We start from the raw sequence: 23,630 nt of genomic DNA on the forward strand, positions 1-23,630 counted from the left end.
CGCCGAACCCACCCGCGGAGGCCCCCGGTGAGCACCCCACGGACGCCGCAGCGCACCCGCTCGTCGCACGACCGGGCGGCGACCGAGGAGGCCCTGCGCAGCGCGGCCCTGGACCTGCTGCAGAAGCAGGGCGTGCTCGCCGGACTCAACCTCCGCGAGGTGGCGGACGAGGCCGGCGTCAACCGCGGCCTCGTCTACCAGTACTTCGGCTCCCGCCGCGACCTGCTGCGCTCCGCCCTGTGGTCGCAGGGCCAGGAGAGCGTGCAGGACGCGGCGGCGGCCGCCTCCGAGGAACTCCCGCTCCGCAAGCGGCTCTCCCGGTTCTTCTGGACGGCGCTGCGCCGCCCCGGCCCGATCCGGCTGATGGCCCTGCTCGTCCTGGACGGCGACGAGCGGCCCCGGCCGATGCCCGGTCGGGCCCACGAGCACCGGCTACTGGAGGCCGAGGCCGCCCGCGGCGAACTGCCCGTCGACGACACCGACGCCCTGCAGGCGGCCGTCGCCTCCGCCGTGTACGGCTACGCGCTGTTCCGTGAGCACCTCGCCCGGGAGATCGACGTGCCGGTGGAGGAACTGGACGGCCGGGTGGCCCGCTGCCTGGACGCCATGGTGTCCAGGCAGCCCCGCCCCTGAGGCCGACGCCACCCGGATTTCTAGCAGAACGCTGAAAGCCACCCGGAGTGCGCGACACCGGAATCGCCGGGACCGGAGACAAGCGGCCCGGTGTGGTTTATCGTTCCGCTAAAACCTGCGGAGCGGTGGCGAGAACCCGCGGCGATGGGAGTCGGCATGACCGAGAAGGCGTACCGCGTCTGCCCGCTGTGCGAGGCGACCTGCGGACTCGAACTCACCCTGGACACCGGCCGGATCACCGCCGCCCGCGGCGACCGGGCCGACGTCTTCAGCCGAGGGTTCGTCTGCCCCAAGGGCGCCGCCCTCGGCCAGCTCGACAACGATCCCGACCGGATCCGCCGCCCGCTGCTGCGCACCGCCACCGGTCACCGCGAGGTCGACTGGGAGGAGGCCTTCGCCGCCGTCGAGGCGGGCCTCACCTCCGTCATCGACCGGCACGGCCGGCAGGCCGTCGCCACCTACCTCGGCAACCCCAACGTCCACACCCTGGCCGGCGGCCTCTACGCCGGCGCCCTCGCCAAGGCCGTCGGCAGCACCCAGGTCTACAGCGCCAGCACCGTCGACCAGATGCCCAAACACGTCTCCTCCGGCCTGCTCTTCGGCGACCCGCTGGCGATCCCCGTCCCCGACCTCGACCGCACCGACCTCCTGCTGATGCTCGGCGCCAACCCCGTCGAGTCCAACGGCAGCCTGTGCACCGCCGCCGACTTCCCCGGCAAGCTCAAGGCCCTGCGCCGGCGCGGCGGCCGCCTCGTCGTCGTCGACCCGCGGCGCACCCGCACCGCCGCCCTCGCCGACCGCCACCTGCCGATCCGTCCCGGCGCCGACGCCTACCTGCTGGCCGCCCTGGTGCACACCCTCTTCGCCGAGGAGCTCACTGCACCGGGCCCGCACCTCACCGGCGCCGAGGACGTCCGCCGGCTCGTCGAGCCCTTCCCGCCCGAGGCCGTCGCCGACGCCTGCGGCATCCCCGCCGAGTCGATCAAGGACCTCGCCCGCGAACTCGCCGCCGCCCCCACCGCCGCCGTCTACGCCCGGATCGGCACCAGCACCGTCGAGTTCGGCACCCTCGCCAGCTGGCTGGTCGACGTCCTCAACGCCCTCACCGGCAACCTCGACCGCCCGGGCGGAGCGATGTTCCCGCTCGCCGCCCGGCGCCGCCGCGGCACCGGCCGGGGCCGCGGCTTCACCACCGGGCGCTGGCACAGCCGGGTCCGCGGCCTGCCCGAGATCAAGGGCGAACTGCCCGCCGTCACCCTCGCCGAGGAGATCACCACCCCGGGCGACGGGCAGGTCCGCGCCCTGATCACCGTCGCCGGCAACCCGGTGCTCTCCACCCCCGGCGGCCACCGCCTCGACGAGGCCCTCACCGGCCTCGACTTCATGGTCAGCGTCGACCCCTACCTCAACGAGACCACCCGGCACGCCCACGTCGTCCTGCCGCCCCCGCCGCCCGGCCGCTCCCCGCACTTCGACCTGGCCTTCGGCGACCTCGCGATCCGCAACACCGCCCGCTGGTCCCCGGCACCCCTCCCGCCGGAGGACGGCGAACTCGACGAGTGCCGCATCCTCTCCCGGCTCACCATGATCGCCGCCGGCCGCGGCGCCGCGGCCGCCGCGAACCCGTACGCCCTCGACGACACGGTGATCGCCGGCGTCCTCGCCAAGGCCGTCGCCGACCCGTCCTCGCCCGTCCACGGCCGCGACCCGGCCGAACTCGCCGCCGCCCTGCACGGCGACAGCGGCAGCGAACGCCAGGTCGACCTGATGCTCCGCCTCGGCGCCTACGGCGACGGCTTCGGCGCCGACCCGGACGGCCTCACCCTGGCCCGGCTGCTCGCCGCACCGCACGGCATCGACCTCGGCCCGCTCGAACCCCGGCTGCCCGAGGTGCTGCGCACCCCCTCCGGCACCGTCGAACTCTGCCCCGCACCGCTCGCCGCCGACCTCGACCGGCTGCGCGCCGCCCTCGCCGAGCGCCGTGACGGCCTCGTCCTGGTCGGCCGCCGCCACCTGCGCTCCAACAACAGCTGGCTGCACAACCTGCCCGCACTGACCCGCGGCAGCAACCGGTGCACCCTGCACGTCCACCCCGCGGACGCCGCCGCCCTCGGGCTCGCCGACGGCGGCAGCGCCCTCGTCAGCAGCCGCACCGGCGAGCTCACCGCCCCCGTCGAGATCACCGAGGACGTCATGCCCGGCGTCGTCAGCCTGCCGCACGGCTGGGGCCACGACCGGCCCGGTACCCGGCTGCGCACCGCCGCCGGCGATCCCGGCGTCAACGTCAACCGGCTCACCGACCCCGACGCCCTCGACCCGCTCTCCGGCACCGCCATCCTCAACGGCGTCCCGGTCCGGGTCCGCCCGGCACCCGGACCCACCCCCGCGACCGTCCCCGTGAGCGCCGTCGAAGCGGCCGCCGGGCCCGCCCTGACGTCCGCTCAGGCGGGGTAGCGGATCAGCTCACCGGTCGCCAGCTCGAACGAGAAGGGCGCCGGAACGGGCACGGGGTCGCCGAACTTCCCACGCCACTGCCGGTGGTAGACGCCGTCGTCCGGCTCCGAGAACAGCACGATCGTGCCCTCGCGCGGATCGATCAGCAGGTACAGCGGGATCCGCATGAGCGGGTAGTCGCGGACCTTGCCGACCAGGTCGTTCTCGGGATTGGAGGGCGAGACCACCTCCACCGCGATTTCGGCGAGCTCCGCGGGTACCTCGCTGCCGCCCAGCTCCACCACGGAGAACGGGATGTAGGTGAGGTCCGGATTGCGCAGCTTGCCGACGTTCGGCGAGGCGAGGTCGGTGTTCTCGCTCGGCATCAGCCCGGCCGGGCGGTGGGCGTCGAACTGCTCGCGGACGACCAGGAGATTGCGTTGGTGGATCACCGACGGACCGGCCATCATGATGATCTCGTCCCCGGACACTTCGATCTTCCATCCCGACGGCGGGGTCAGGCTCTGCGCGTACTCGAGCAACTGGGCGTGACGTTCGGGGATCTCGAAGTCGGACATGCCGCCATCCTTCCATCCCGGGCCGTGCGTCCGGTCGACGGCGCCCCGGGCGGGGTGGGTGGCCCGGTAGAGTGCCGGGGCGGTGGGGGGTGTCCGTACGAGTCGCGCCCCGGGCACGACGGGGGTGGGCATGCAGGGCGAGCAACTGGACGGCCGGTACCGGCTGGAGGCGGTACTGGGGTCCGGCGGGATGGGCCAGGTGTGGCGGGCCTTCGACGAACGGGTCGGCCGGCCCGTCGCGGTGAAGCTGCTCACGGGTGCCGACACCAGCACCTCCGGCGTCGAGCGGTTCGCTGCCGAGGCCCGGGCCGCCGGCAACCTCAGCAGCCCGCACATCGTCACCGTCCACGACTTCGGCCGGGCCGGGCCCGCGCACGGCGGCGCGCCCTTCCTCGTCATGGAGCACCTCGACGGCCGGGCCCTGGAGGACGTCCTCGCCGAGGGACCGCTGCCACCGGTCGCCCTGGCCCTCGACTGGACGCGGCAGGTCTGCACAGGCCTGGCCGCCGCCCACCGGGCCGGCCTCGTCCACCGCGACATCAAGCCCGCCAATGCCATGCTGCTGCCCGACGGCACGGTCAAGATCCTCGACTTCGGCATCGTCAAGCACCTGTACGAGGACCTCTCGCTCACCGGCACCGGCCATGCCATCGGCACCGCCGCCTACATGGCGCCCGAACAGGCCCGCGGGGACCGCGGCATCGGCCCGGCCGCGGACCTCTACGCCGTCGGCTGCCTGCTGCACACCCTCCTGACGGGCCGTCCGCCGTTCACCGGCGCGCCCCTGGCCGTCCTCCACCAGCACCTCACCCGGCAGCCCGAGGCGCCCGGCGGAGTGCGGCCCGAGGTCCCGGCCGAGGTCGACGCCCTGGTCCTCGCGCTGCTGGCCAAGGAACCGGCGCAGCGGCCCGGCAGCGCCGAGCAGGTCGCCGACATCATCGGCGCGCTGCTCGCCGCCCGGCCCGCCCCCGGCGGTCAGCCCGCCCCCGCCGGTCCGGGCGGTGGCGCGGGGCGCCCGTCCCCGTCGGTTCCGCACCCGTCGACGGCCCTCGACGGCTCCCCGAGCCGGGTCCACGCACCCGTGGCCCCGACCACCGGGCCGGCCGCCACCGCCGGCCCGACCCCGTACACGGACGCACCCGCGACGCCGCACCCCGCCCGGCCCGCCGGGATCCCGCCCACCGGGGACCCGGCCGGCCTGCCCGCCGAGCCGGGACGGCCGATGACCGCCCGGACCTCCGCGCTGCTCCGCAGCGCCCTCGCGGGCAGCGTCGCCGTCGCCGTTCAGCTGGCCGCCTTCGACTCCTGGACGCCGTGGGCCGCCGCGCTGGCCGGGGTCGGTGCCTTCCTCGTGGTGGCCGCCCTGCTGTGGATCGACAAGCCCTCGCCGCAGCTCGACCGGGGCACCGGCGGGCTCTTCGCCGCGGTGGTGGTCACCCTGTTCTCCGGTGTCCTGCTGCTGTTCTCCTCGCGGACGGCCTGGTGGGTGGCCCTGATCATGACGGTGGCGATGTGCCCCGTCCTGCTGGTGCTGCAGAAGCCGCTGGCCCGCGGCCTCGGCCGGGTGTTCGGCCGCCACGAGGCCGAGGCACAGATGGCGGTCAGCGCGGCCCTGGTGAACGCGGCCGTCGCGACCGGGTTCTACGTCGAGGCCGCCGGCCTCGGCGTGTTGAAGGCCAACGGGCTCGGCCTGCTGACCTGGTGCGGCCTGGCGGCGGTGCTGACGCCACTGCTCCCCGGCCGCGCCGCCGGACCGGAACCGGCCCCCGATGCGCTGAACACGCCCGCCTGAACACGCCCGCCTGAACACGCCGGTCGGGGAACGCGGGTCGGGGAACGCCGGTCGGGGAACGCCGGTCGGGGAACGCCGGTACGGCCGTGCCTCAGACCCGGCCGACGAGGGTGAAGCCGGCCTCGCCGACCGCGCTGCGCACCAGGGACTCGTCGAGGTCGCCGGCCGACTCCACGGTGACCCGGCCGGTGGCGGCGTGGGCGTTGACGTCGGTGACGCCGGGCAGGGCGGCGAGGCCCGCGGTGACGGTCCGCTCGCAGTGGCCGCAGCTCATGCCTTCGACACTGAAGACGGCGGTCGTGGACATGGGGGAACCTCCGGGAACGGACGGGTCGGCGGCGGTGTGCCGCCCTCGGTGCCGACCAGGACAGCGCAGCCGGAGCCGGACGTGCCGGGGACACGCCGCGGATGTGCCCCCTTCGAGTGGTTCCGCCCCGAACGGAGTGCCGTGCGCCCCGCCGGCGCGCCCCCGGACGGCAACGGCCGGCGGGGCGCGTGCCGCGCTCCCACCGGCCGTTGCCGCGGGGTCAGTTCGCCGTGCCGAAGCCGTCCAGGATGCGCTGGGCGGCCAGGGTGGCGGTCAGGGTGCCCTGCCGGACCTGCTCCTCCACGACGGGGACGAGCCGCCGCACCTCGGGGTGCTCGCGGAGCCGGGCGAGCAACTGGTCGTGGACCATCGCCCACGTCCAGTCGACCTGCTGGTCGCGCCGCTTGGCGTCCAGGGCGCCGGTGGCGTCGAGCAGGCTGCGGTGCTGCTGGAGGCGGTCCCAGAGGACGTCCAGCCCGAGGCCGCCGAGGCCGCTGCAGGTGAGCACCGGCGGTGTCCAGGCGGCGTCCGGCGGCTGGAGCAGCCGCAGGGCGCCGGCCAGTTCGCGCGCGGCGGCCTTGGCGTCCCGCTCGTGCGGGCCGTCCGCCTTGTTGACGGCGACCAGGTCGGCCAGCTCCAGGACCCCCTTCTTGATGCCCTGGAGCTGATCGCCGGTGCGCGCGAGGGTGAGCAGCAGGAAGGAGTCCACCATGCCCGCCACGGTGGTCTCCGACTGCCCGACGCCGACCGTCTCCACCAGGACGACGTCGTAGCCGGCGGCCTCCATCACCACCATGGACTCGCGGGTGGCGCGGGCCACGCCGCCGAGCGTCCCGGAGGTGGGGGAGGGCCGGACGAAGGCGTTCGGGTCGACGGAGAGCTTCTCCATCCGCGTCTTGTCGCCGAGGATGGAGCCGCCCGTCCGGCTGGACGTCGGGTCGACGGCGAGCACCGCGACCTTGTGCCCCATGCCGGTGAGCATGGTGCCGAGGGCCTCGATGAAGGTCGACTTGCCCACACCGGGGACACCGGTGATGCCGACCCGGACGGCCCGGCCGGAGTGCGGCAGCAGGTCGACCAGCAGCCGCTGGGCGAGCTCGCGGTGGTCGGGCCGGATGGACTCGACGAGGGTGATGGCCCGCGCGATCCAGGCACGCGAGCCGTCCAGGACACCCTGCCGGTACTGGTCGAGGTCGATCGTCCGGGCCACGGCTCAGCGGCTCACAGCTCGTGGCCGAGGTCGGCGGCGAGCGAGGTGAGCAGGTCGTGGGCGGCGTCCGGGATCACGGTGCCGGGCGGGAAGACCGCGGCGGCGCCCATCTCCAGGAGCGTCGGGATGTCCTGCGGCGGGATCACGCCGCCGACCACGATGGTGATGTCCTCGCGTCCGGCCTCGGCGAGTTCGGCCTTCAGCGCCGGCACCAGGGTGAGGTGGCCGGCCGCCAGCGAGGAGACGCCGACGATGTGCACGTCGGCCTCGACGGCCTGCCGGGCGACCTCCGCGGGGGTCTGGAACAGCGGGCCGACGTCGACGGTGAAGCCGAGGTCGGCGAAGGCGGTGGCGATCACCTTCTGGCCGCGGTCGTGGCCGTCCTGGCCCATCTTGGCGACCAGGATGCGGGGGCGGCGGCCCTCGGCCTCCTCGAAGCGCTCGACGAGGTCGCGGGTGCGCTGCAGCGAGGTGGAGGGGCCTGCTTCGTCTCGGTACACACCGGAGATGGTACGGATCTGCCCGGAGTGCCGGCCGTACACCTTCTCGAGTGCGTCGGAGATCTCGCCGACGGTGGCCTTGGCGCGGGCGGCGTTCACCGCGAGCGCCAGCAGGTTGCCGTCCAGCGAGGCGCCCTGCGGGCCGGCCTCGGCGGCCCGGGTGAGCGCGTGCAGGGCGTCCTGGCAGACCTGCTCGTCGCGCTCGGCGCGCAGCCGGCGGAGCTTCTCGATCTGCTGGGCGCGCACCGAGGAGTTGTCGACCTTGAGGACGTCGATCTGCTCGTCGTTGGCGACCCGGTACTTGTTGACGCCGATCACCGGCTGGCGGCCGGAGTCGATCCGCGCCTGGGTGCGGGCGGCGGCCTCCTCGACGCGCAGCTTGGGGATGCCCGCGTCGATCGCCTTGGCCATGCCGCCGGCCGCCTCGACCTCCTGGATGTGCTGCCAGGCGCGGCGGGCCAGGTCGTGGGTGAGCTTCTCGACGTACGCCGAGCCGCCCCACGGGTCGATGACCCGGCAGGTGCCGGACTCCTGCTGCAGCATCAGCTGGGTGTTGCGGGCGATCCGGGCCGAGAAGTCGGTCGGCAGGGCGAGTGCCTCGTCGAGGGCGTTGGTGTGCAGCGACTGGGTGTGGCCCTGGGTCGCCGCCATCGCCTCCACGCAGGTGCGGGTGACGTTGTTGAACACGTCCTGCGCGGTGAGCGACCAGCCGGAGGTCTGCGAATGGGTGCGCAGCGACAGCGACTTGGCGTTCTGCGGGTCGAACTGCTTGACCAGCTTGGCCCACAGCAGCCGGGCCGCGCGCAGCTTGGCGACCTCCATGAAGAAGTTCATGCCGATCGCCCAGAAGAACGACAGCCGCGGCGCGAAGGCGTCCACGTCGAGTCCGGCGCCGAGGCCGGCCCGCAGGTACTCCACACCGTCCGCGAGGGTGTACGCCAGCTCCAGGTCGGCCGTGGCTCCGGCCTCCTGGATGTGGTAGCCCGAGATGGAGATCGAGTTGTACCGCGGCATCCTCTGCGAGGTGTACGCGAAGATGTCCGAGATGATCCGCATCGAGGGCTGCGGCGGGTAGATGTACGTGTTGCGGACCATGAACTCCTTGAGGATGTCGTTCTGGATGGTCCCCGCCAGCTTCTCGGGCGGCACCCCCTGCTCCTCGGCGGCCACGATGTACAGCGCCAGCACGGGCAGCACCGCGCCGTTCATGGTCATCGACACCGACATCCGGTCCAGCGGGATGCCGTCGAAGAGCTGGCGCATGTCGTAGATGGAGTCGATGGCCACGCCGGCCATGCCGACGTCGCCGGTGACCCGCGGGTGGTCGCTGTCGTAGCCGCGGTGGGTCGGCAGGTCGAAGGCGACCGAGAGGCCCTTCTGGCCGGCCGCGAGGTTGCGGCGGTAGAAGGCGTTGGACTCCTCGGCGGTGGAGAAGCCCGCGTACTGGCGGACCGTCCACGGCTGGTTGACGTACATGGTCGGGTAGGGGCCGCGCAGGAACGGCGCCATGCCCGGGTAGGTGCCGAGGAAGTCCAGGCCGGCCAGGTCCTCCGCGGTGTACAGCGGCTTGACGCCGATGCCCTCCGGGGTCTCCCAGACCTGCTCGTCGACGTCCTTGCCGGTCGCCTGCTGCCAGGCGTCGCGCCACTGGCCGCCGTCGCCGGCGGGCGTGCCGGAGCCCAGCCCGATGGTGGTGAAGTCGGGGATCATCGGGCCACTCCGATCTCGTCCAGGAGGGAGGTCAGGACCTCGACGGCGTTGCAGCCGGCGAACACGTAGGCGTCCACGCCGGCGCGCTCCAGCGCCTCGCGCAGCTCGCCGGGGCGTCCGGCCAGCAGCACCTTCGCGGCGCCCGCGGTCTTCAGCGCCTTCGCGACGGTCTCGCCGTGCTCCGCGTACTGCGCGTCGCCGGAGCACAGGCAGGCGACGGTGGCGCCGCTCGCCGCGAACGCCTCGGCCAGCGCGGCCGGGTCGGTACCTTCGAGGGCGGCGGTCTCGATGCCGCCGGCCTGGAAGAGGTTGGCGGCGAAGGTGGTGCGCGCGGTGTGCGCGGCGGCGGTGCCGATCGAGGCCAGGAACAGCTTCGGCCGGGCGCCGGTGGCGGCCAGGTGCGCGTCCGAGCGGTCGCGCAGCGCCTCGTACGCCTCGGCGCGGCGGACCTGCGGCAGGCCGCCGCCGCGGCGGGCGGGCGCGGGCTCGCGGACGAGCGGCTGCTCGCCCAGGTTCGGGAACTCGCTGACGCCGGTGACCGGCTCGCGACGCTTGGCGATCTTCGCGGTGCGCTCCGCCCAGGTCGCGGCGATCCGCTCGCCGACCAGGCCGGAGGCGAGGGCCGCGCGCAGGCCGCCGGCCCGCTCGATCTCCTGGAAGAAGGCCCAGGCGGCCCGGGCGAGCTCGTCGGTGAGCGCCTCGACGTACCAGGAGCCGCCGGCCGGGTCGACGACCTTCGCCAGGTTGGACTCCTCCAGCAGGATCGCCTGGGTGTTGCGGGCGATCCGGCGGGCGAAGGCGTCGGACAGGCCGGCCTCGGCGTCGAAGGGCTGCACGGTGACGGCGTCGGCGCCGCCGACACCGGCGGCCAGGCAGGCGACGGTGGTGCGCAGCATGTTCACCCACGGGTCGCGGGCGGTCATCATCACCGAGGAGGTGACGGCGTGCTGGCGCTGCGCGGCGGCCGGGCCGGTCACCCCGGAGACCTCGGCGACGCGGGCCCACAGGCGCCGGGCGGCGCGGAACTTGGCGATGCCGAGGAACTGGTCCTCGGTGGCCGCGTAGCGGAACTCCAGCTGGCCGGCGGCCTCCTCGGCGGTGAGCCCGGCGGCGGTCAGCGCGCGCAGGTAGGCGACGCCGGCGGCCAGCGAGCAGCCGAGCTCCTGGGCGGCCGAGGCGCCGGCGTCGTGGAAGACGAGGGCGTCGACGGCCAGGGCGCGGACGTTCGGGTAGGTGCGGCCGCAGTGCGCGGCCAGGTCGGCGGCCTCGGCGAGCTGCGCGGTGGTGGCGGAGTCGTCGCCGGTGCGGGCGAGCAGGCCCAGCGGGTCGGCGCCGAGGTTGCCGGAGGCGACGTCGGCGGGCACCGCGCGCTCGGCCAGCAGCGCGAACAACTGCTCGGCGGCGGGCCGGAATTCGGCGCCCGCGTCGAGGACGACGGCAGCGAGGTCGAGGTACACGCCCTGCAGCACGGCGGGCAGCGCGGCCACCGGCAGGCCGCCGTCGCCGACGGTCAGCCAGAGCGAGGTCACGCCGTTCTCGAGGTCGGCGAGGACCGCCTCGTTGGCGCGTGCCGCGTCCGGGTCGGCGTGGCGCTGCCGTACGTCCCAGCCGGACACGGCGGAGCCGTGCGGCCGGCCGCCCCGCACGTACGGGGCGAAGCCGGGGAGGCCGGCGTCGGCCGGCGCGTCCTCGGCGGTGTACAGCGGGCGGGCGCTGAGCCCGTCCTGGAGCTTGGTGGTGAGCGCTTCCTCCGCCTGAACGCCGCTCGCGTCCTGCACACCCGACTTGCGCAGCACGCCTTCGACGAGGCGCTGCCACTGCTCGCGGGTCGCATCCGGGAACTCGGCGGCCAGGGGAAGCCCTTCGGGCTGGACCGTCATGAGTGCAGGTTAGTGCCCGTTAGCAGGCCGGCAGCAGATCAATCCAGTGTGACCTTTCCCTCGCTGCACTCCAGGTGACGGGGAGTGCAGCGGTCCCGGGCGGCGGGTCGGGAACCGCCCCCGGGGGTCGGCCCGGGGCGGCTGCCGTCCCGTCAACTCGGCCCGGGACGCGTGCGGCAACGGATTCGACAGGGCGTGCCGTGACTCTTGTCGGCCCTGCAACGCCGGTTGTATAACGTTGTAAACGCCCGACGGAGAGCGCGATCTCCCCGCCGGGCCGCTCGTCCTGCACGTCAGCGAAGTCTTCCCCCGCCTCCCCCGAACCGGCCCGCCACCGGCGCGTCCCGGACTGCCCCGGCACGCCCGGAACCCCCCGGCCGGCGCCGTCCCACCCGTCAAGGAGCGTCCTCGCATGACCAGCATCCGCAGATCCCGCAGCCTGCTCGCCTCCGCCGCGCTGCTCGCCTCCGCCGCCCTCGTCCTCACCGGCTGCGCCAAGGAGGAGACCCCGGCCGCCGGCTCCGGCGACGGCCAGGCCGCCCAGGCCGCCACCGGCGCGGCCGCCTCCGCCCCGGCCGCCGGCGCGGGCTGCACCCTGCAGGGCACCGGCACCCCCAAGATCGACCTGAAGGGCGCGGTCGTCGGCTTCTCCCAGTCGGAGAAGGAGGCCAACCCCTTCCGCATCGCCGAGACCCAGTCGATCAAGGACGAGGCCGCCAGGCTCGGCGTCAAGAAGCTGATCACCACCAACGCGCAGTCCCAGCTCTCGAAGCAGATCAGCGACATCCAGGACATGCTCAACCAGGGCGCGCAGCTGCTCGTCGTCGCGCCGCTGAACTCCGACGGCCTGCAGCCGGCGCTCGCCGCCGCGGCCGCCAAGCACGTCCCGGTGATCACCATCGACCGCAAGGTCAACGCCACCGCCTGCAAGGACTACCTGACCTTCATCGGCTCCAACTTCGTCGAGCAGGGCAAGCGGGCCGCCGACGCGCTGATCCAGGCCACCGGCGGCACCGGCAAGGTCGCCATCCTGCTCGGCTCCTCCGGCAACAACGTCACCACCGACCGCACCAACGGCTTCGTCGAGCAGCTGAAGACCAAGGCGCCCGGCATGGAGATCGTCGCCCAGCAGACCGGCGAGTTCGCCCGGGACAAGGGCCAGCAGGTGATGGAGCAACTGATCCAGTCCAAGCCGGAGATCACCGCGGTGTACGCGGAGAACGACGAGATGGGCCTCGGCGCCGTCACCGCCCTCAAGAGCGCCAACCGCAAGCCCGGCAAGGACGTCAAGATCGTCTCCATCGACGGCACCCGCAACGCCGTCCAGGCGCTCGCCGCCGGCGACTACAACGGCGTCATCGAGTCCAACCCGCGGTTCGGCCCGCTGGCCTTCGAGACCCTGCAGAAGTTCCTCGCCGGGGAGCCCATCGCCGACAGCGTGATCATCACCGACCGCGCCTACGAGCCGGGCAACGCCGCGGCCTCGGTCGCCGGCGCGTACTGAGCACTAGGAGCGGTCCTCAAAGGGCGCTCGGGTGGTGCCCCCACGCGTCCCTGTGTGGCATCCGTACGCCCTTGAAGACACGTCCTCACGCCCCGCGCGCCCCGGACCAGCCCTCCCGCCCTTCCCCCGCCCCGCACCTGTGCGCCCCCGTACACCCCGTATGCCCCGGAGGTCCCACCCATGGCCCCACCCGCCCAGGCGGCCGCCCCGCCCGAGGACGGAGCCGCCGCGCCGCCCGCGCTGGAGGCCGTCGGCGTGGCCAAGCGCTTCCCCGGCGTCGTCGCCCTCGACGACGTCTCGCTCACCCTGCGACCCGGCGAGATCCACGCCCTGGTGGGGGAGAACGGCGCCGGCAAGTCCACCCTGATCAAGGTGCTCACCGGCGTGCACCGCCCCGACGCCGGCGAACTGCGGATCGCCGGCCGTCCGGTCACCCTGCACCGGCCGTTCGACGCCCAGCAGGCCGGAGTCTCGACGATCTACCAGGAGGTCAACCTCGTCCCGCTGATGAGCGTGGCCCGCAACGTCTTCCTCGGCCGCGAGCCGCGCACCCGCTTCGGCCTGATCGACTTCGCCCGGATGCACGCGGAGAGCGCCGAACTGCTGGCCGGCCTCGGCGTCACCGTCGACCCGCGCCGCCCGCTGCACGCCCTCGGCATCGGCGCCCAGCAGATGGTCGCCCTCGCCCGCGCGGTCTCCGTCGACGCCCGGGTGGTCGTGATGGACGAACCCACCTCCGCCCTGGAACCGCGCGAGGTGGAGACGCTCTTCCGGGTGGTCGGCGACCTGCACGCGCAGGGCATCGCGATCCTCTACGTCAGCCACCGGATGGACGAGCTGTACCGGCTCTGCGACCGGGTCACCGTGCTGCGGGACGGCCGCCTGGTGCACACCGGCGAACTGGCCGGACTGGACCGGCTCGACCTGGTCTCGATGATGCTCGGCCGGGACGTCGCCGAGGTCCGCCGGCACGGGGTCACCGGCTTCGGCGACGGCCACCGCGCCGACCGCGAACCCGTCCTCACCGCCCGCGGCCTGACCAGGCGCCACCAGCTGCACGGGGTCGGCCTGGAACTGCGCCCCGGCGAGGTGCTCGGCCTCGGCGGACTGCTGGGCTCCGGCCGCAGCGAGACCGCCAAGGCGCTCGCCGGCGCGCTGCCGCTGGACTCCGGCGCCGTCGAGGTGGCCGGCCGCCCGCTCGCCCGGCGCTCCCCGGCCGCCGCGATCCGGGCCGGCATCAGCCTGCTGCCGGAGGACCGCAAGGCCGAGGGGATCGTCCCGGAGCTGTCCGTCCGGGAGAACATCGTGCTCGCCGCGATGCCCCGGCTCTCCCGCTTCGGCCTGGTCTCCCGGCGCCGCCAGGACCGGCTGGTCGAGGTCTTCATGAAGCGGCTGCGGATCAAGGCGTCCAGCCCCGAGCAGAAGGTCGGCGAACTCTCCGGCGGCAACCAGCAGAAGGTGCTGCTCGCCCGCTGGCTCTGTCTGGAGCCCCGGGTGCTGCTGCTCGACGAGCCCACCCGCGGCATCGACGTCGGCGCCAAGGCCGAGGTGCAGGCGCTGATCGACGAGCTCGCCCGCGAAGGGCTGGCGGTGCTGCTGATCTCCTCCGACATCGAGGAGCTCGTCGAGGGCGCCGACCGGATCACCGTGCTGCACGCCGGCGCCGTCGCGGGCGAACTCACCGGCGAGCACGTCACCGAGTCCGAACTGCTGGCCCTGCTCGCCGACAGCGCCGACAGCGCCGACAGCGCCGAGAGCGCCGAGAGCGCCGAGCCCGTTGCGGCCGACGGCCCGGCCGCGGAGCCCGCCCCCGAGGAGAAGCGATGACCCCGCCCGCCCTCGCCGGGCGCCCCGCCGCGCTGCGGCTGCCCGACGCCGCCTGGCTGCAGAAGTACGGCGTGTACCTCGCCGTCGCCGTCCTGCTGCTGTTCAACGCCCTGTTCACCGAGCACTTCCTGACCGCCGACAACCTGCGCACCCAGCTCGTCCAGGTCGCCCCCGTGGTGATCGTCGCGCTCGGCACGGCCCTGGTCATCGGCACCGAGGGCGTCGACCTGTCGGTCGGCTCCACCATGGCCCTCGCCAGTGCGCTCCTGCCGCTCTACCTCGGCTACGGGCTCGTCCCGGCCCTGCTGATCGCCCTGCTCGCCGGAATCGCCGTCGGCCTGGTCAACGGCACCCTGGTGTCCGTCGTCGGACTGCAGCCGATCGTCGCCACGCTCGCCCTGTTCGTCGGCGGCCGCGGCCTCGCCCTGGTCGTCGCCGACGGCCGGCTCAAGCAGATCGTCAACCCCGACCTGCTCGCCCTCGGCTCCGGCAGCCTGCTCGGCGTGCCGTGGACGGTGCTGATCGCCGGGGCGCTCGCGCTGCTCGTCGCCGGGCTCGTCCACCGCACCACCTTCGGCCGCCGCCTGGTCGCCGTCGGCGGCAACCGCACCGCCGCCGGACTGGCCGGCCTGCCCGTCCGCCGGATCCTGTGCGGGGTGTACGTGATCTGCGGGGTGTTCGCCGCCCTCGCCGGCGTGCTGGCCACCGCCCGGCTCACCGCCAGCGACCCGTCGGCCCTGGGAACCCTGATGGAGCTGTCCGCCATCACCGCGGTGGTGGTCGGCGGCACCCCGCTCACCGGCGGCTCGGTCCGCGTCCTCGGCACCGTCACCGGCGCCCTGCTGATGCAGCTGCTGCGCGCCACCCTCGTCAAGCACGACCTGCCCGACTCCACCGCCCAGATCGCCCAGGCGGCCATCATCCTGGCCGCCGTCTACACCGCCCGGGAGCGCCGGTCGCGATGAAGAAGCCCGCCCTGCTCACACCCGTGCCGGCCGCCGCGCCCGCCGGGCCCCGTCCCGCACCCGCCGCCACCGCCACCCGCCCCGCCACCGAGGGCGGTGCCCTCGCCGCCCGGCTGCTCGGCCGGCTCCAGCGCCAGGCCGTGCCCGCCGTGCTCGGCCTGCTGGTGCTGGTCTCCTCGATGCTGTTCCCCTCCTTCGGGACGCTCGACAACGCCCGCAGCATCACCGTGCAGACCTCCTTCCTCGCGATCGTCGCCCTCGGCATGACCCTGGTCATCCTCACCGGCGGCATCGACCTCTCCGTGGGCTCGGTCTTCGCGCTCGGCGGCGTGCTGGCCGCCTGGGCCTCCCCGTGGGGGATCGTCCCGGCGCTGCTGCTGCCGCTCGCGGTCTGCGGCGCGATCGGCGCGATCAACGGACTGCTGGTCGCCCGGGCCGGGATGGCGCCGTTCATCGTCACCCTGGCCACCCTGCTCGCCGCCCGCGGCCTGCTGCTCGCCGTCACCCACGAGGGCGCCACCACCTACCTGGTGCCCCGCGGCTCCGCCTTCGCCGAACTCGGCCAGGGCACGGTCCGGGGCTTCGGCCACCCGGTGCTGATCGCACTCGCCCTCTTCGGACTCGGCGGCGTGCTGCTCCAGCGCACCCCCTTCGGCCAGAGCGTCTTCGCGATCGGCGGCAGCAGCGACGCCGCCACCCTGATGGGCCTGCCCGTCGCCCGCACCCGGGTCCTGGTCTACCTGCTGAGCAGTCTGCTCGCCGGGTTGGCCGGCGCGCTCAGCGCGGCCCGGCTCTCCTCCGGCGTCACCATCGTCGGCGTCGGCATGGAGCTCGACGCGATCGCCGCGGTGGTGATCGGCGGCACCCTGCTGACCGGCGGCGCCGGCACCGTCGGCGGCACCCTGTGGGGCGTCCTGCTGCTCGCCGTCATCCAGAACCTCATCAACCAGATCGGCTCGCTGAACTCCTCCTACCAGTCCGTGGTGAGCGGCGGTTTCCTGATCGTGGTCGTCCTCGCGCAGCGGTACCTCTTCCGCGCGCGTCCAACCCCGTAGAAATGACCCGAGAAACCGTCGGTCGAGAGGGAACACCGTGGTCAGTCTGAAGGACGTCGCACAGCGCGCCGGAGTGTCGATCAAGACAGTCTCCAACGTGGTGAACGGCTACCAGCACGTCACCCCGGCGATGCGCGAACGCGTCCAGCGCGCCATCGACGAGCTGGGCTACCGGCCCAACCTGACGGCGCGCCACCTGCGCAAGGGCCGCACCGGCATCATCGCGCTGGCCGTCCCCGAGCTCGGCAACCCGTACTTCGCCGAGCTCGCCGGGGCGGTGATCGACGCCGCAGCCCGGCACGACTACACCGTCCTGCTCGACCACACCGGCGGCCGGCGCGACCAGGAGCTGCTCGTCTGCCAGGGCTTCCGGGCGCACGTCATGGACGGGCTCATCCTCAGCCCCATCGAGCTGGAGTCCGAGGACCTGCTCGCCCGCACCGACACCTCCCCGCTCGTGCTGCTCGGTGAGCGGGAGTACGACGCGCCGTACGACCACATCGCGATCGACAACGTCGCCGCGGCGAGACTCGCCGTCCGCCACCTCGTCGACACCGGCCGCCGCCGGATCGCCTTCCTCGGCGCCCGCGAGGAGAGCGCCCGGCGCCCCGCCCACCTGCGCCTGCGCGGCTGGCGGGAAGAGCTCGACGCGGCCGGACTGCCGGCCGGCGACGACCTGGTCGTCGCCACCGAGGCGTACGGGCGGGAGGACGGCGCCCGGGCGATGGCCGCCCTGCTCGACCGCGGCCCCCGCCCGGACGCCGTGTTCGCCTACAACGACACCATGGCGGTCGGCGCGCTGCGCACCCTCGCCGACCGCGGGCTGCGGGTGCCCGAGGACGTCGCCGTCGTCGGCTTCGACGACATCGACGAGAGCCGGTTCGCCCACACCCCGCTCACCACCATCGCCCCCGACAAGGAGGCGATCGCCCGGCTCGCCGTCGACTGCCTGGTCGACCGGCTGGCCGGCACCGCCGCGACCGAACCACGCCGCGCCCGCCCCGGCCACCGCCTGGTCGTGCGCGACTCCACCGTCGGGCGGACCCGCTAGGAGCGGTGGTCACCTCAGGGGCGGGTGGGGGCACCTCCCGGCCGAAGGCCGGGGGAGAACCGCGCAGTCCGGGAGTGGGTGTCGTGCAGGATCGCCGACCCCCGGTTCATTCGGTGGCCCGCACCCGAATTGCGCAGTTCCCCCGCCCCTGGGATGCCTGCCCTCATCCGTCCATCAGTTGCAGGAGCGAGGCAATGTCACCCACCGTCCGGCAGGACGCGTACGGCACCACCCCCGACGGCCGGGCGGTGCACGCCTGGACGCTGGAGGCCACCGGCGGCCTGCGGGCCACCGTCCTCACCCTCGGCGCCTCGCTGGCCGCACTGACCGCCCCCGCCCCGCGCGCGTCGCCGGGCCCGGTGGTGCTCGGCCTGCCCTCGTTGAGCGTCCGGGCCGGGGACCACCCGTACCTCGGCCCGGTGGTCGGCCGGTACGCCAACCGCATCGCGCACGGCCGCTTCACCCTGGACGGGACGGAGCACCGCGTCCCGGCGAACGACCGCGGCCACGCCCTGCACGGCGGGCCGGACGGCTTCCACCGCCGCGTCTGGCGGGCCGCGCCGACCGCCGACGGCACCGGGGTCGAGCTGAGCCTGCACAGCCCGCACGGCGACATGGGCTTCCCCGGCGCGCTCGACCTCACCGCCACCTACCGGCTGGCCGGCCCGGGCACGCTGGCGGTCGACTACCGGGCCGTCACCGACCGCCCGACGGTGGTCAATCCGACCAACCACGCGTACTTCAACCTGGCCGGGCACGGCACCGTCCACGACCACCTGCTGGAGGTGTCCGCCGACCACTACCTGCCGGTCACCACCGACGGCATCCCGTACGGCCCGCCCGAACCGGTGGCGGGCACGCCCTTCGACTTCGGGCGGCCCGTCCGGCTCGGCGGGCGGATCGCCGACGGGCACCCGCAGGTCAGGGCCGCGGGCGGGCTCGACCACTGCTGGGTGCTGCGGGCCGCCGAACGGGGGGAGCTGCGGCACGCCGCGACCCTCGCCGAGCCCTCGGCCGGCCGCCGGATGGAGGTCTGGACGACCGAGCCCGGCGTGCAGGTCTACACCGGCAACAACCTCGACGGCACCCTGCCGGGCGCGGACGGCCGGCCGCTGCCGCAGCACGCCGGGATCTGCCTGGAGACCCAGCACCTGCCGGACTCGCCCAACCGTCCCGAGTACCCGAGCACGGTGCTGCGACCCGGCCGGATCTTCCACAGCCGCACCGAGTTCCGCTTCAGCACGAAGAATTGACGAATCGTCAGATGCTGTCGGAGGTCTGGACAGGGACCCGGTCGGCAGTTGCACCGGCATGCGCTCGATCGCCGTCGCCACCGTCAACGGCGTCAAGCGGCCGGTGCTGAACGGTCCGCAAGCGCATCAAGGTCGAGCCGCAGCGCTGGTTCTACTGGGCCGACCGGCTCGGCCTGCTGATCCGGCGGGACGTGCCGGCGATGGACACCCGCGCCCCGGACGCCGCCGCCGCACCCAGGGGGAGACCGAGTACCGCCGGATCGTCGACCGGCACCGCAGCCCGCCCGCACTGATCCAGTGGGTGGACGAGAACGAGGGCCGGGGCCGGTACGACCAGGCCCGGATCGCCGACGACGTGAAGGCCTGCGACCCGTCCCGGCTGGTCGACAACGTGAGCGGCGTCAACTGCTGCGGCTCGGTGGACGGCGGCAACGGCGACGTGGTCGACAACCGCGTCCACGTCGGCCCCGGCGCGACCCGGACCACCGCCACCCGCGCCGCCGTCCTCGGGGAGTACGGCGGCCTGGGCCGGCGCGTCGCCGGCCACGAGTGGTTCCCCGGCGGCGGGTTCAGCTACGAGGACCAGCCGAGCACCGCGGCGCTGAACGACCGCTTCACCGGCCTGCTCGACCCGATCCGGCTCAACCGGATGCCGGCCGGCCTCTCCGCCTCGGTCCACACCGGGATCACCGACGTGGAGAACGAGGCCAACGGCCTGCTCGGCTACGACCGTCAGGTGGTCAAGGTCGACCGGGACCGCGTGCGCAGCGCCAACCTGGCGCTGATCGAGGCGCCCCGGACGACCCCCGGCAACCCGGTGCTGCAGACGGGCGCCTACACGTCGCTGCGGGTCACCACCCCGTGCTGCACCACCCGCTGCGGTACCACGACGGCCTCGCCGACACCGACCCGGTCGACGCGGGCAGCAGCGCCCTGCTGAAGGCCGACGCCACCTGGAGGGTCGTCCCGGGCCCGGCCGACGGCAGCTGCTACTCCTTCGAGTCGCGCAACTACCCGGGGCAGTACCTGCGGCACCGCGACAGCCGGGTGTACCGGGAGGCCGGCAGCGGCGCGCTCTTCCAGGCCGACGCGACCTTCTGCGCCCGGCCCGGCAGCGGCGGCGTCCGGTTCACCGCCTGCAACTACCCGGACCGCTACCTGCGGCACATCGACTCGCAGGTCTGGATCGCCGCCTACGGGGGGCCGAACGCCTGGGACGGCAACACGCCGAGCTTCGTCGCCGACACCACCCGGTCCGTCGACGTGCCCTGGGCGCCCTGACCGGAGGCGCGACCGCACGGAAGCCGGCCGGCGGACCCACCCACCCGTGGGCACCCGCCGGCCGGCGGCTGCGGGGCGTGCGCTCCCGGGCGCACGCCGTGACGCGGGGTCGGCCGCGTCCCGGCGGGCGCCGGTCGGGAAGACGATCGTCGGTCAGGAAGGGCGCACGGCGCCCCGGACGGCCGACCGGCCGACCTCGCACTCAACATGCTGAAGCATAAGATTCGCTCTTGCAAGATATGCGCAATAGTGTGGCCCCGCACGATCACCACCGTCCGTCGAAAGGGGCCGTGTCCCGCCATGGGCGCCTACTCGCTTCCCGACCTGCCGTACGACTACTCCGCCCTCGAGCGCGCGATGTCCGCCGAGATCCTGGAGCTGCACCACTCCAAGCACCACGCCGCCTACGTCAAGGGCGCCAACGACACCCTCGAACAGCTCGCCGAGGCGCGAGACAAGGAGCAGTACGGCGGCCTCGTCGGCCTGCAGAAGACGCTCGCCTTCCACCTCTCCGGCCACGTCCTGCACTCGCTGTTCTGGCAGAACCTCTCCCCGGAGGGCGGCGACCGCCCCGACGGCGCCCTCGGCGACGCGATCGCCGAGCACTTCGGCTCCTTCGAGGCCCTCCGCAAGCAGCTGACCACCGCCACCGTCGGCGTCCAGGGCAGCGGCTGGGGCGTCCTCTCCTGGGAGCCGCTCGGTCGGCGCCTGATCGTCGAGCAGGTCTACGACCACCACGGCAACGTCGGCCAGGGCACCGCCCCGCTGCTCGCCTTCGACGCCTGGGAGCACGCCTACTACCTGCAGTACCGCAACGTCCGCCCCGACTACGTCGAGCGGCTGTGGTCCGTCGTGAACTGGCAGGACGTCGCCGCCCGGTTCGCCGCCGCGCAGGGCTGACCCGCGGCGCGGGGGCACTCGTGACGCGTACGGCGGCATGCCGCCGTACGCGTCAAGAAAACGCCAGGATCCACCCGGCGAACCGGACAAACCGGGTGCCGCGCCCACCGGTGGACCTAGGCTCGGAGGCGCGAACAGGCGTCCGGACCCACGGCGGGCGCCGCGGCGGAACGAGAATGGTGCACATGGCGCGCGGCAGGCTTCGGATCTACCTCGGGGCGGCCCCCGGGGTCGGGAAGACGTACGCCATGCTCGGCGAGGCCCACCGCAGGGCCGCCCGCGGCACCGACGTCGTCGTCGCCCTCGTCGAGGACCACGGCCGCGCCCGCACCGCCGAACTCGCCACCGGCCTGGAGACCGTCCCCCGCCGCACCGTCGAACACCGCGGCGCCCGCTTCACCGAGATGGACCTCGATGCGGTGCTCGCCCGCCGCCCCGACGTCGCCCTGGTCGACGAACTCGCCCACACCAACGTCCCCGGCAGCCGCAACGCCAAGCGCTGGGAGGACGTCGAGGCACTCCTCGCCGCCGGCATCGACGTCGTCTCCACCGTCAACATCCAGCACCTCGAATCCCTCGGCGACGTCGTCGAGGGCATCACCGGCGTCCGCCAGCGCGAGACCGTGCCCGACGAGACCGTCCGCCGCGCCGACCAGATCGAACTGGTCGACATGTCCCCCGAAGCGCTCCGGCGCCGCCTCGCCCACGGCAACGTCTACCCGCCCGACCGCGTCGACGCCGCCCTCTCGCACTACTTCCGCCCGGGCAACCTCACCGCCCTGCGCGAACTCGCCCTGCTCTGGACGGCCGACCGGGTCGACGAGTACCTCCAGCGCTACCGCACCGAACAGGGCATCGCCGCCACTTGGCCCGCCCGCGAACGCATCGTCGTCGGCCTCACCGGCGGCCCCGAGGGCGGCACCCTGATCCGCCGCGCCGCCCGGATCGCCGCCCGCGGCTCCGGCAGCGAACTGCTCGCCGTGCACATCGTCCGCCCCGAAGGCCCCGCCGCCCCCGCCGCCCCCGGCGAACTCGCCGCCCAGCGCCGCCTCGTGGAGGAACTCGGCGGCAGCTACCACGCCGTGCTCGCCGAGGACGTCCCCGCCGGCCTGCTCGACTTCGCCCGCGGCGTCAACGCCACCCAGGTCGTCATCGGCACCAGCCGCCGCCGCGCCTGGCGCTCCCTGCTCTACCCCGGCGTCGGCGCCACCGTCATCCGCGAGTCCGGCGACGTCGACGTGCACGTCGTCACCCACGAACACGCCGCCCGCGGCCGACCCGGCCTGCCCGGCCGACTCCCCGTCAAACTCGGCCGGCTGCGCACCGTCGCGGGCTGGCTGCTCGGCTGCCTCGGCCCCGTCCTGCTCACCCTGCTGCTGCTCGCCCTCGGCCCCGGCGTCGGGCTGCCCACCGCCGTCCTGCTCTTCCTCACCCTCACCGTCGGCGCCGCCCTGGCCGGCGGCGTCTTCCCGGCGATCGCCTCCGCCCTGGTCGGCTCGGCGCTGCTGAACTACTACTTCGCCCCGCCCACCCACACCTTCACCATCACCGACCGGGCCAACATCCTCGCCCTCGGCGTCTTCGTCGGCGTCGGCATCGCCGTCGCCTCGGTGGTCGACCTCGCCGCCCGTCGCTCCCAGCAGGCCGCCCGCAGCCGGGCCGAGGCCGAGACCCTCGCCTTCCTCGCCGGCAGCGCGCTGCGCGGCCAGGACGGACCCGAGAACCTGCTCGAACGCGTCCGGGAGACCTTCCAGATGGAGTCCGTCGCCCTGCTGGAACGCCCCGGCGACCGCGGCTCCTGGCAGACCCGCGCCGCCGTCGGCCACCGCCCGGCCGCCCGTCCCGAGGACGCCACCGTCGACGTCCCCGTCGGCGACCGGCTCGCCCTCGTCCTCACCGGCCGGGTGCTGCCCGCCGGCGACCGCCGGATGCTCGGCGCCTTCGCCGCCCAGGCCGTCGCCGTCCTCGAACGGCAACGGCTCGCCGAGGAGGCCGCAGAGGCCCGCCGGCTCGCCGACAACAACCGGATCCGCACCGCGCTGCTCGCCGCCGTCTCGCACGACCTGCGCACCCCGCTCGCCGGCATCAAGGCCGCCGTCACCTCACTGCGCTCCGAGGACGTCGCCTGGAGCCCCGAGGACGAGGCCGAACTGCTCGCCGGCATCGAGGAGGGCGCCGACCGGCTCAACCAGCTGATCAACAACCTGCTCGACATGAGCCGGCTGCAGACCGGCAGCGTCACCCCGCTGCAGCGCGACGTCGACCTCGACGAGGTCGTCCCGCTCGCCCTCGCCGGAGTGCCCGCCGGCGCCGTCCGGCTCGACGTCGCGGAGGACCTGCCGCTGGTGCGCGCCGACTCCGGACTGCTGGAACGGGTCGTCGCCAACCTGGTCGAGAACGCCGTCAAGTACAGCCCGCCCGACCTGCCCGTCACCGTCCGGGCCGACGCCCTCCGGCTGCCCGGCGGCGACCGCGTCGAACTGCGCGTCGCCGACCGCGGCCCCGGCGTCCCCGAAGAGGCCCGGGAACGGATCTTCGCGCCCTTCCAGCGGCACGGCGACGCCCCGCGCGGCAACGGCGTCGGACTCGGCCTCGCCGTCGCCCGCGGTTTCGCCGAAGCCATGGGCGGCAGCATCACCGCCGAGGACACCCCCGGCGGCGGACTCACCATGGTGGTCTCGCTGGCCGCCGCCCGCACCGCGCGCGTACCCCGCGAACCCACCCCCAGCACCTCCTGAACCACCCGTGCCC

The 23,630-nt window shown here is 74.3% G+C and carries 16 protein-coding genes and 1 pseudogene; 12 read left to right on the top strand and 5 right to left on the bottom strand.

The window, feature by feature from the left end:
* Positions 1 to 27 precede the first annotated feature (27 nt).
* Both AB0442_RS29275 and AB0442_RS29280 read left to right on the top strand, forming a co-directional pair.
* Positions 28 to 633: a TetR/AcrR family transcriptional regulator gene (locus AB0442_RS29275; RefSeq protein WP_366166580.1), complete on the top strand. Its 606-nt coding sequence runs from the start codon at positions 28 to 30 to the stop codon at positions 631 to 633.
* Positions 634 to 789: 156 nt separating this feature from the next.
* Positions 790 to 3,087, top strand: coding sequence for a molybdopterin dinucleotide binding domain-containing protein (locus AB0442_RS29280; RefSeq protein WP_366166581.1), 2,298 nt, complete (start codon positions 790 to 792; stop codon positions 3,085 to 3,087).
* Here the strand turns inward: AB0442_RS29280 and AB0442_RS29285 are convergent.
* Positions 3,075 to 3,644 (bottom strand): Uma2 family endonuclease, encoded by a 570-nt coding sequence (locus AB0442_RS29285; protein WP_366166583.1) that lies wholly within the window; start codon positions 3,642 to 3,644, stop codon positions 3,075 to 3,077. The two genes, AB0442_RS29280 and AB0442_RS29285, sit on opposite strands and share 13 nt — an antisense overlap.
* A gap of 130 nt (positions 3,645 to 3,774) precedes the next feature.
* Here AB0442_RS29285 and AB0442_RS29290 point away from each other — a divergent pair, with 130 nt between their 5' ends.
* Positions 3,775 to 5,436 carry a protein kinase gene (locus tag AB0442_RS29290; RefSeq protein WP_366166585.1) on the top strand — a complete coding sequence of 554 codons (1,662 nt, stop codon included), beginning with the start codon at positions 3,775 to 3,777 and terminating at the stop codon, positions 5,434 to 5,436.
* 91 nt (positions 5,437 to 5,527) lie between these two features.
* Here AB0442_RS29290 and AB0442_RS29295 read toward each other — a convergent pair whose 3' ends face one another.
* The 4 genes from AB0442_RS29295 to mutA form a co-directional block, all read right to left on the bottom strand.
* Positions 5,528 to 5,743 (bottom strand): heavy-metal-associated domain-containing protein, encoded by a 216-nt coding sequence (locus AB0442_RS29295; protein ID WP_363541520.1) that lies wholly within the window; start codon positions 5,741 to 5,743, stop codon positions 5,528 to 5,530.
* A gap of 220 nt (positions 5,744 to 5,963) precedes the next feature.
* Positions 5,964 to 6,953, bottom strand: a complete 990-nt coding sequence (gene meaB, locus AB0442_RS29300) for a methylmalonyl Co-A mutase-associated GTPase MeaB (protein ID WP_363541521.1) — start codon at positions 6,951 to 6,953, stop codon at positions 5,964 to 5,966.
* A gap of 11 nt (positions 6,954 to 6,964) precedes the next feature.
* Positions 6,965 to 9,163 carry a methylmalonyl-CoA mutase gene (gene scpA, locus AB0442_RS29305; protein WP_366166588.1) on the bottom strand — a complete coding sequence of 733 codons (2,199 nt, stop codon included), beginning with the start codon at positions 9,161 to 9,163 and terminating at the stop codon, positions 6,965 to 6,967.
* Positions 9,160 to 11,043 carry a methylmalonyl-CoA mutase small subunit gene (gene mutA, locus AB0442_RS29310; RefSeq protein WP_366166590.1) on the bottom strand — a complete coding sequence of 628 codons (1,884 nt, stop codon included), beginning with the start codon at positions 11,041 to 11,043 and terminating at the stop codon, positions 9,160 to 9,162. Before mutA ends, scpA begins: the two co-directional genes overlap by 4 nt.
* A gap of 412 nt (positions 11,044 to 11,455) precedes the next feature.
* Between mutA and AB0442_RS29315 the strand changes: the two genes are divergently transcribed.
* From AB0442_RS29315 to AB0442_RS29355, 9 genes and pseudogenes are all read left to right on the top strand, one after another.
* Positions 11,456 to 12,547: an ABC transporter substrate-binding protein gene (locus AB0442_RS29315; protein WP_366166592.1), complete on the top strand. Its 1,092-nt coding sequence runs from the start codon at positions 11,456 to 11,458 to the stop codon at positions 12,545 to 12,547.
* Positions 12,548 to 12,727: 180 nt separating this feature from the next.
* On the top strand, positions 12,728 to 14,374 hold the full coding sequence (locus tag AB0442_RS29320; RefSeq protein ID WP_366166594.1) for a sugar ABC transporter ATP-binding protein: 1,647 nt from the start codon (positions 12,728 to 12,730) through the stop codon (positions 14,372 to 14,374).
* On the top strand, positions 14,371 to 15,339 hold the full coding sequence (locus AB0442_RS29325) for an ABC transporter permease (RefSeq protein ID WP_366166596.1): 969 nt from the start codon (positions 14,371 to 14,373) through the stop codon (positions 15,337 to 15,339). Before AB0442_RS29320 ends, AB0442_RS29325 begins: the two co-directional genes overlap by 4 nt.
* Complete coding sequence (locus tag AB0442_RS29330; protein ID WP_366166598.1) at positions 15,336 to 16,394, top strand: ABC transporter permease; 1,059 nt, start codon at positions 15,336 to 15,338, stop codon at positions 16,392 to 16,394. Before AB0442_RS29325 ends, AB0442_RS29330 begins: the two co-directional genes overlap by 4 nt.
* Positions 16,395 to 16,431: 37 nt before the next feature.
* Entirely contained in the window at positions 16,432 to 17,445 is a 1,014-nt protein-coding gene (locus tag AB0442_RS29335) for a LacI family DNA-binding transcriptional regulator (RefSeq protein WP_366166600.1), read from the top strand.
* Positions 17,446 to 17,639: 194 nt separating this feature from the next.
* Positions 17,640 to 18,698, top strand: coding sequence for an aldose epimerase family protein (locus tag AB0442_RS29340; RefSeq protein WP_366166602.1), 1,059 nt, complete (start codon positions 17,640 to 17,642; stop codon positions 18,696 to 18,698).
* 43 nt (positions 18,699 to 18,741) lie between these two features.
* A pseudogene (locus tag AB0442_RS29345) lies at positions 18,742 to 19,979 on the top strand (AbfB domain-containing protein); the annotation flags it as partial.
* 300 nt (positions 19,980 to 20,279) lie between these two features.
* Complete coding sequence (locus tag AB0442_RS29350) at positions 20,280 to 20,879, top strand: superoxide dismutase (protein ID WP_366166604.1); 600 nt, start codon at positions 20,280 to 20,282, stop codon at positions 20,877 to 20,879.
* Positions 20,880 to 21,064: 185 nt separating this feature from the next.
* On the top strand, positions 21,065 to 23,617 hold the full coding sequence (locus AB0442_RS29355) for a sensor histidine kinase KdpD (RefSeq protein ID WP_366166605.1): 2,553 nt from the start codon (positions 21,065 to 21,067) through the stop codon (positions 23,615 to 23,617).
* Positions 23,618 to 23,630 lie beyond the last annotated feature (13 nt).

It is taken from the genome of Kitasatospora sp. NPDC085895 (genome assembly GCF_040702125.1).
Lineage (GTDB): Bacteria > Actinomycetota > Actinomycetes > Streptomycetales > Streptomycetaceae > Kitasatospora > Kitasatospora arboriphila.